Origin of the sequence: Amycolatopsis sp. NPDC059657 (assembly GCF_042734395.1) — a bacterium.
In the GTDB taxonomy this organism is placed as follows: domain Bacteria; phylum Actinomycetota; class Actinomycetes; order Mycobacteriales; family Pseudonocardiaceae; genus Amycolatopsis.
In genome coordinates this window covers 1-8442 of record NZ_JBHWEB010000147.1, presented here as the reverse complement: position 1 = coordinate 8442, position 8442 = coordinate 1, and the positions used below count along the sequence as shown (strand labels likewise).

7 protein-coding genes are annotated in these 8442 nt (G+C 69.0%); 3 read left to right on the top strand and 4 right to left on the bottom strand.

Annotated features, from left to right (window positions below; translation table 11 throughout):
* Positions 1-147: 147 nt before the first annotated feature.
* Positions 148-717, top strand: coding sequence for a hypothetical protein (locus ACFV15_RS42570; RefSeq protein WP_378358447.1), 570 nt, complete (start codon positions 148-150; stop codon positions 715-717).
* A 25-nt stretch (positions 718-742) separates the two neighbouring features.
* Entirely contained in the window at positions 743-1300 is a 558-nt protein-coding gene (locus ACFV15_RS42565; protein WP_378358446.1) for a hypothetical protein, read from the top strand.
* A 32-nt stretch (positions 1301-1332) separates the two neighbouring features.
* On the opposite strand, the gene ACFV15_RS42560 is transcribed toward ACFV15_RS42565, so the two are convergent.
* The 4 genes from ACFV15_RS42560 to ACFV15_RS42545 are packed head-to-tail and all read right to left on the bottom strand — an operon-like array spanning position 1333 to position 5053.
* Complete coding sequence (locus ACFV15_RS42560; RefSeq protein ID WP_378358444.1) at positions 1333-2523, bottom strand: glycosyltransferase family 4 protein; 1191 nt, start codon at positions 2521-2523, stop codon at positions 1333-1335.
* Positions 2520-2948, bottom strand: coding sequence for an acyltransferase (locus ACFV15_RS42555; protein WP_378358442.1), 429 nt, complete (start codon positions 2946-2948; stop codon positions 2520-2522). The genes ACFV15_RS42560 and ACFV15_RS42555 overlap by 4 nt, the downstream gene beginning before the upstream one ends.
* Positions 2945-3880 (bottom strand): NAD-dependent epimerase/dehydratase family protein, encoded by a 936-nt coding sequence (locus tag ACFV15_RS42550; RefSeq protein WP_378358440.1) that lies wholly within the window; start codon positions 3878-3880, stop codon positions 2945-2947. Before ACFV15_RS42550 ends, ACFV15_RS42555 begins: the two co-directional genes overlap by 4 nt.
* A gap of 42 nt (positions 3881-3922) precedes the next feature.
* Entirely contained in the window at positions 3923-5053 is a 1131-nt protein-coding gene (locus ACFV15_RS42545; protein WP_378358439.1) for a DegT/DnrJ/EryC1/StrS family aminotransferase, read from the bottom strand.
* 121 nt (positions 5054-5174) lie between these two features.
* Between ACFV15_RS42545 and ACFV15_RS42540 the strand changes: the two genes are divergently transcribed.
* Positions 5175-8315, top strand: coding sequence for a BTAD domain-containing putative transcriptional regulator (locus ACFV15_RS42540; RefSeq protein ID WP_378358438.1), 3141 nt, complete (start codon positions 5175-5177; stop codon positions 8313-8315).
* Positions 8316-8442: the final 127 nt, after the last annotated feature.

The window sequence follows — 8442 nt, the reverse complement described above, 5'->3', positions numbered from 1 at the left end:
CCCCGGGGGGGGCCGCCTTTTCTCACCCCCGCGCCCCCCCTTATAGTTTCCTGGTGGGGTGTTTTTGGCCCGTCTTCACACCCGCCCCCAACACTCACGACCCTTTCGGCCGGGCAACCGTTGCGTGCCCCCGCGCGTGTTCCGCATATGACTGGGGCGTTCGAACGGCGGCTGGCCAACAGGATCACCAGCGCCGACCGGGTGTGGGTCAGCGTGCACGCCTCGGGCCTGAGCCGGAACGAGATCGAGGCTGTCGCGGCCAAGTACGGCAAGAAAGTCGTCTGGCGGTGCGCCGACTACACCGACCAGCTGCTGCTGATCGCCGAACCCGGCCAGCTGCCATTGCGGACGCGGAGTCTGTTCTCGCCGCGTACTGCGATGGAAGTGCTGCCTTGGCTGGTGACCGGGATGGTCGGTACGGGCATCACCGTCAACATCCAGCTGGACTACGACGTGTTCGCGACCCTGGTCGGCCTCGCCGGGCTCGCGCTGGCCGCGGTCGCCGTGGTCCTGCCGCGGTTGCTGCCCCGGCCTGTGCGTATCGAGCTGCTGGCGCGTGAGTTCGACGGCTCGCCCTGGGTCCGGATCAAGCCCGCTCACTACCCCGTGTCCGCCTTGATGATCGGTTATGTGGCGGCGACCTACGGGTATCGGTACATGGGCTTCGTACCCGGCAACCTCGGCCCGACGCTGGTTTACGCGACGACGACAACCTGAACGCCGCGCGGCGCGTGCTCTCCACATGACCAAGGAAGAGCTGCTGATTCGCGAGCTGACCAAGGGTGACCAAGTCTGGGTCAGCCTGCGCGACAGCGGGCTGCCACGCGATCAGGTCGACGTCGTCGCGAACCGCCGCGACCGTGAAGTCATCTGGCAGTGCACGGACGAAACCGACCAGTGGATGCTGATCGCCGAGCCCGGCACACTTCCGGTACGCGCGTCGACCCCACTTCTGCCGTTCAACGTCATGGCGGCTTTGCAGTCGTTGGCGTTCGTGCTGGCTGTCGGCGCCGGTGTCTACCTGCTCAACGCGCACGATACGACTGCGATCGTCTGGGGACTCGTGGGGATCGGCCTGGCGGTGAACTTGGCGTTGATGCCACGAAGGGCGGCGATGCCGACCCGGATCGCGCGGCTGGCACAAGAGTTCAACGGCAAGCCGGTGGTCAAGATCGCGCTCAACCACTACTGGCTCTCGCCGTTCCTCATCGGGCAGATGGCCGCTACCTACGGTTATCGGTACACCGGCTACGCACCCAACACCCTCAGCGCGACCCTCGTTTTCGCGAAAATGCCGTGACCGTCCGAGGGTCGTGAGCGTTGCGACCGGTTCTAACCGGCCGTACCACTCACGAGGGCTTCGAGGGTTTCGATGTGCTTGGCGATGACCGCGCTCATGGCGAAGTTCTCGTTCACCAGCTTGACCGCGGACTCGGCGATGTCGCGGGACTCCGCCGGGTCCTTGATGGTCTCGATGAGACGCTCGGCGAGCTGGTCGGGGGCGTGGGTGTCGACCAGGTGGACGTTGCCGCGGTCGACCAGCTTGATGTCGAGGAAGTTGTCCTCGCGCACGGCCGCGACCACGGGCACGCCTGCCGCCATGCTCTCCAGCGAAGCCGTGCCGAAGCCGTAGCCCTGGAGCTCGTGGCACTCGACGTTGGCCGCGGCGAGGTAGTGCGGGATGTCCGCCTTCGGCACCGCGCCCGTCGTCACGACGGCCTTCTCGACGCCGAGCTCACGCGCGCGGTGCAGGAACGCGTCGAAGTAGATGCCGCCCACCACGACGAGTTTCGCGTCGGGGACCTCGCGCAGCACCGCGGGCAGTGCCTCGACGAGGCCGAGGCGGTCGCGCAGCGGGATGACGTGGCCGGTCGACAGGATGATCGGGGCGTCGCCGAGCTCGTGCTTGTCGCGCATCAACTGCGGGTCGCCGCCGCGGACCCATTCGGGGTCGACGCCGACGGGAATCGGGACCATGCCGGTGATGCTGCGCTTGTACTTCTTCTCGATGTACTCCTGCATGTGGACGTCCATGACCACATACGTCGGCTTGTAGCGGCGCATGAACGGCGCCACCATGAACCGGTCCAGCATGTTGAAGACGAACTGGTACAGCTTCGACGGGCTCTGCAGTCGCGTGTGGACACTCAGCAGCGTCGGCACGTTGTTCTTGCGTGCCCACAGTCCGCTCGCCCAGGTCAGGTCGAAGAACTGGCCGTGCTGGTGGATCACGTCCGGCTTGAACTCGTCGAGCACCTTCTTCATCCGCCGCGGCAGCGACGGGCGCGAGGTGAAGGCGATGTCGAAGTTCACCGCGAGGCGGGTCTCCGGCATGCGGAACGCCGGGAAGCGGACGATGCGCACGCCGTCGGCCTCGTGGTCGGACGGCGCTTCCGCGTGCGCCGCCGTGATGACCAGCACCTCGTGCCCTGCGGCCACGTAGCCCTTGGCCAGCGACTCGGACAGGTGCGCGCTGCCACCCACGCGAGGCGGGTAGAAGTTGTTGACAACAGCGATCTTCACTCGTGCTCCCCGTACTTGATGCTCCCGTCGGGAAGCACGGTGCCGACCCGCTTGGCAGGCACTCCTGTCACGACCGCGCCGGCAGGCACGTCCTTGGCCACGACCGCGCCGGCGCCGATCACCGCGCGGTCGCCGATCGTGACCCCCATCAGCACGACCGCGTTCGCACCGAGGAACACGTTGTCCCCGATGGTCACCGGCGCACGGTCCACAGTGGAATATTCACGGCCGGTCACGCACCGGCGCATGCTGCTGTGCGTGTAGATGTGCACCCCGGAGGACACGTCGCAGCCGCGGCCGATCTTCAGCCCGCCCGACCCGTCCACGATGGTGAACGCACCGATCCAGGTTCCCTCGCCGATTTCCGGATCGCCGCTGATCCAGGCGTGAGCGTTGTAGTCGTTCGGCGGGAACCCGTCGGTCACTGCTCGGCCGATTCCTCGACCAGCTGGCGCATGCCCTCTTCGACGGTGATCTTCGGCTCCCAGCCCAGCACCTCGCGCGCACGCGTGATGTCGGCGGCGCGCCGCGAAACCAGCACGTCACGCTCGTTGAACTGCGGCTCGACGTCGACACCGACGGCGTCGATCAGGATCTTCGCGAGCGCGGCGATCGAGGTGTCGATGCCGGTGCCGATGTTGATCGGCAGGTTGGCCTGCTCGGAGGTCATCGCGGCGACGACGGCGTGCGCCAGGTCGGTGACGTGCACGAAGTCCATCGACTGGTCGCCGCGGCCGTCGATGATCGGCGGCTGGCCCGCGCGCAGGCGCTTGATGAAGTGGTTGATGACCGAGGTGTAGTAGGCCTCGATCTTCTGGCCGGGGCCGTAGACGTTGAAGAAGCGCAGGGCGTTCCAGGAAAGCCCCTTCTGGCGCTCGTAGAAGCCCAGCATGTCCTCGCCCGCACGCTTCGAGATGCAGTACGGGGTGAGCGGGCGCAGCTCGTCGTCCTCGTGCATCGGCAGGCGCTTCGGGTCGCCGTAGACCGAGGCGGTCGACGCGAACACCACGCGCTCGACGCCCTCGTCCGCCGCGGCGGCGAAGACGTTGTGGTTGCCGATCATGTTGATGTCGATCGACTCGTGCGGGTCGGCGATCGACTTGTTGATCGAGACGGTGGCGAAGTGGATCACATGCGAGCAGCCGCGCATGGCCTCACGCACCGCGCCGCCGTAGCGCACGTCCTTCTCGACCAGCTCGACCTTGCCGGTGGCGACGAACTCGTTGACCCGAGCGCGGTCGCCACGGGTCATGTTGTCGAAGATCCGGACGGTGTAGCCGTTTTCGATCAGCAGCGGGATGGTGTGCGCGGCGATGAAACCGCCACCACCGGTGAAGAAGACCTTCTTGTCGGACATTTCGCGCTTTCTCCTAGTCGGTCTCGCGCTGTTCTTGCGGGATTAGGACAGTGCGGTCACGGCTTCACGGACGGTTTCAGCGACCCGTTCGACCTGGGGATCTGTGAGGTTGGCGTGCATCGGGATCGCCAGGTGGCGGCCGAAGATGTCGGCGGAAACGGGCAGGTGCTCGTTCTTCCCGTACAGCGGCTGGACATGCGAGGCGTAGGTGCCGAAGTTGCACTGGACGCCCTGCTCGCGGATGCGCAACGCCAGCGCGTCGCGGCTGATCGCCGGGTCGACGGTCAGGATGTACGCCTGCCACGGGTGCTCGCGGTCGGGCAGCTCGACCGGCACGGTCAGCCCGGCGAGTTCCTCGAACGCCTCGTGATAGCGCTTGGCGACCGAGCGGCGCGCGGCCAGCAGGTCCGGCAGGCGGTCCAGCTGGACGTTCATGATCGCGGCCTGCACGTCCGAGAGCCGGAAGTTGTAGCCGAGCTCATGGAAGCTCGGGATCGGCAGCTCGCCGGAACCCTCGCGGGTGATCGCGGGCTCGATGCCGTAGGTGTGCAGCTTGCGCGCGTGCTCGATGAGGTCGGCGCGGTCGGAGACCAGCGCGCCGCCCTCGCCGGCGGTGATGCCCTTGCGGCCATGGAACGAGAACGCGGCCAGGTCGGCGAGGCTGCCCGCCGGGCGCGTCTTGTAGGTGGCGCCCGCGGCGCACGCGGCGTCCTCGAACAGCCAGAGGCCGTGCTTGTCGGCGATGGCGCGGTACTCGTCGAAGTCACCGGGCTGGCCCGCGACGTCCACGGCGAGGATGCCGACCGTGCGCGGGGTGATCAGCGCTTCGATCGACGCCGGGTCGGCGCTCCAGATGTCAGGGCGCACGTCGGCGAACACCGGCGTCGCGCCGGCCTGCAGCACGGAGTGCCCGGTGGCGGGGAAGGTGTAGTCGCCGACGATGACCTCGTCGCCCGGCTGAACGCCGAGGACCTTGAGGCCGAGGAACAACGCGGACCCGCAGTTGCTCGTGGTCAGCGCGTGCGCGACACCCGCCGTCTTGGCGAAGCGTTCTTCGAACTTGCGGCAAGCAGGGCCGGCACCGGCGAGCCACCCGGAACGGAAGACCTCGGCCACTGCGGCGAGCTCCTCGTCTCCGACGGTCGGCTGGCCTAGGGCGATCGAGTCAGACATACCTCTCCCGTTGCGTAGGGACGCCGCGAAGTGTATAGAGCCGATCTCGCGCAACCGGGAGCGGGCCGCTGATCAGCCATGACCCGGGGGCGTTCCGCAGGCTGAGCCCTAGACTCTTTCCATGCGATTCGGTGTGCTCGGCCCGACCGAGGTACTCACCCAGTCGGGCGACCGAATCGCCGTCGGCGGGCCACGGGTGCGGACCCTGCTCGCACTGCTCGTGCTGGACGCCGGCCGGGTCGTTTCCCCGGAACGGCTCATCGACGGCATGTACGGCGAGTACCCACCGGACGGCGTCGCCAACGCGTTGCAGTCCCAGGTCTCCCGCCTGCGGCAAGCACTCAAAGCGGCGGGCAGCGTCGTCGAGTTCAGCGCGGCCGGATACCGGCTCGCGGCGGACCGCGACAACGTCGACGCGCACCGCTTCGAGCGGCTCGCCGAGGAGGGCCGCCGGGCGCTCAAGGCGGCCGATCACGCCAAGGCCGCGGAGACGTTGCGCGAGGCTTTGGCACTGTGGCGGGGACAGCCGTTCGCCGATATCGCGGACGCCCCGTTCGTCGAGCCGCAGATCGCGCGGCTGACCGAGTTGAAGCTGACCGCGACCGAGGACCGGATAGAGGCCGAACTCACACTCGGGCAGCACCGGGACCTGGTCGCGGAACTGCAGGAGCTCGTCGCGGCCAACCCGCTGCGGGAACGGCCGCGCGCCCAGCTCATGCGGGCGTTGCACGGCAGCGGGCGGCAGGCGGACGCGCTCGCCGCGTACGACGACGCCCGCCGCACGCTCGCCGACGAACTCGGCGCCGATCCCGGTCCCGAACTCGCCGAGGCGCAGCTGCTGGTGCTGCGCGGCGAGCCGGAAGCGCCTGCCGCCGTCGAAAACGTCCTGCCCGCGCAGTTCACCAGCTTCGTCGGCCGCGACGAGGAGTTGCGCCGCGTCGGTGAACTGCTGGAGCGCGGCCGTCTCGTCACACTGACCGGCCCCGGCGGCACCGGCAAGACCAGGCTGGCGATCGAGGCCGCGAGCAAGGCGCGCTCGGTCGGCTTCGTCGAACTCGCGCCGCTCGCGAGCGGCGCCGATGTCCCGCAGGCGGTGCTCGCGACGCTCGGGCTGCGCGAAGCCGCGTTCGCCATCCCGCCGCAGGGCGGCAACGCACCGCATCAGCCGACGGAACGCCTGGTCGCCGCGCTCGCCGAGCGCTCGATGCTGCTCGTGTTCGACAACTGCGAGCACGTCATCGACGCCATCGCCCAGCTCGCCGCGAAACTGCTCGCCGCCTGCCCGGGCCTGCGCGTGCTCGCCACCAGCCGCGAACCGCTCGGTATCACCGGCGAGCTGATCGCGCCGGTGCCCCGGCTGGCCGTTTCCCCGCCAGGCACCCCTGCCGAAGAGGCGCTCGGCTACCCCGCGATCCGGCTGTTCGCGGACCGCGCGTCCGCGGGACGAGCCGATTTCGCCGTCACCGACGAGACGATCGGCGACGCCCAGCGCATCTGCGCGGCACTCGATGGCCTGCCGCTCGCGATCGAACTAGCCGCCGCGCGCGTGCGGTCACTCCCGCTCGGCGAGATCGCGGTCCGCCTCGACGACCGCTTCCAGCTGCTGTCACGGGGCAGCCGCACGGCCGTGCCCCGGCACCGGACGCTGCGCGCCGCCGTCGAGTGGAGCTGGGAACTGCTCGACGCCGAAGAGCAGCAGCTCGCCCGCAGGCTGACCGTGTTCTCCGGCGGAGCGACGCTCGAAGCGGCCGAGAAGATCGTCGGCGTGCCCGACACGGTCGACGTGCTCACCGGCCTGGTCGACAAGTCGCTCGTCGAGGTGCACGGCGACCGCTACCGCATGCTCGAGACGATCCGCGCCTTCTGCGCCGAGAAGCTCGTCGAGCACGGCGAAGCCGAGGACCTGCGCCGGGCGCACGCCGAGTACTTCCTCAAGCTCGCGCAGACCGCCGACCCGAAGCTGCGCACCGGCGAGCAGCTGACCTGGCTGAGCAGGCTCGACGCCGACTACGAGAACATCCTCGCCGCGCTCCGGTGGTCGACCGAGTCCCAGACGGACCTCGGCTTGCGGCTGGTCAGCTCGCTCTGCCGCTACTGGTGGATGCGCGGCAGGCGGTTCGAGGGCGCGATGCTGTCGATCGAACTCGCCAAGCGCGTCGGCCCGGTGCCACCGGCGGACCTGCGCGAAGAGTTCCTGCTGTGCGTGCTCAGCGCGATGACCGGCATGCACGACTACGAGCCGCTGCGCGAGCACATCGCGCTCGTCGAGGCCTACGGCCGCGAGACGCCGTGGATCCCGAAACAGCCGATGCTGACCATGCTGCAGGCCGTCGTCGTCGGCCCACCGGAGGAAGGCAGCCCGCTCCACGAATGGGAGATCGAGCTCATCCTCGGCTCCGACGACTGGAGCCGCGCGCTGGTGTCGATGGGCACCGGCCTGCGCGCCCAGATGGCAGGCGAGATCGCGAAGGCCGAGCGCTGCCTCGCCGAAGGCCTCGTCAAGTTCCGCGCGGTCGGCGACCGCTGGGGCATGTCGATGTCACTCGACCACCTCGCCGAAATCGTCGCCTGGCGCGGCGACTCGGACCGCGCGCTGAACCTGATGAACGAGGCACTCGACCTCCTCCGCGAGATCGGCGCCACCGACGACACGGCCGAACTGCTGGTCCGCCGCGGCGAAGTCCGCGCCCGCTTCGAAGACGTCGACGGCGCCCGCGCCGACTTCACACTGGCCATCGACCTGGCGCGACGCACCGGCCTCCCCGAAACCCGCGCCGCCGGCCGCCTCGGACTCGCCGAGCTGGCCCGGCTCGGCGGCGACCTGCAGTCGGCCCGCTCACTGGCCGAGCAGGTGCTGGCCGAGTGCCCCACCGGCGGCTTCACGGCGGACGACGTGCGTTCGCGCACCTATATCTCTTTGGGCCGCGTCGCCGAGGCCGAAGGCAACTTCCTCGAGGCGACAGCCCGTGAGCGCCAGGCCTTGGAGTCCCCGTACACCCGCCGGAACCGGATGGTCGCGGCGAACGCGGTCGAGGCCGTCGCAGGCGCGATGCTCCTGGACGGCAACGCGGAGCACGCGGCGGTGCTGCTGGGCGCGGCCGTCAGCCTGCGCGGGGCGAGCGTGGCAGGCGACCCGGATGTGGCGCGGGTGCGTGCCGGGGCGGTCGCTCAGCTGGGAGTCGAGGATTTTGAGCGGTCGTACGAGGTCGGGCACGGCCTGCCGACGACGAAGGCGCTGACGATCGCGGGTCTTACCGGTTAAGCGAAGTTGTGAACGCCACTTTCACAACGTTGAGCCTGGATCCACCGGCTGGCTTTGGGTGATCGTTTTCGTGGTTGTTGATCTTGTGGTGGTTGTGCGGGCAGGGGAATGTGGCCGGCGTTGCATC

Bases quoted from the DNA above. Each gene is read 5' to 3' on its own strand.
- ACFV15_RS42570 (WP_378358447.1), top strand. From the start codon at position 148: ATGACTGGGGCGTTCGAACGGCGGCTGGCCAACAGGATCACCAGCGCC.
- ACFV15_RS42565 (WP_378358446.1), top strand. From the start codon at position 743: ATGACCAAGGAAGAGCTGCTGATTCGCGAGCTGACCAAGGGTGACCAA.
- ACFV15_RS42550 (WP_378358440.1), bottom strand. From the start codon at position 3,880: ATGTCCGACAAGAAGGTCTTCTTCACCGGTGGTGGCGGTTTCATCGCC.
- ACFV15_RS42545 (WP_378358439.1), bottom strand. From the start codon at position 5,053: ATGTCTGACTCGATCGCCCTAGGCCAGCCGACCGTCGGAGACGAGGAG.
- ACFV15_RS42540 (WP_378358438.1), top strand. From the start codon at position 5,175: ATGCGATTCGGTGTGCTCGGCCCGACCGAGGTACTCACCCAGTCGGGC.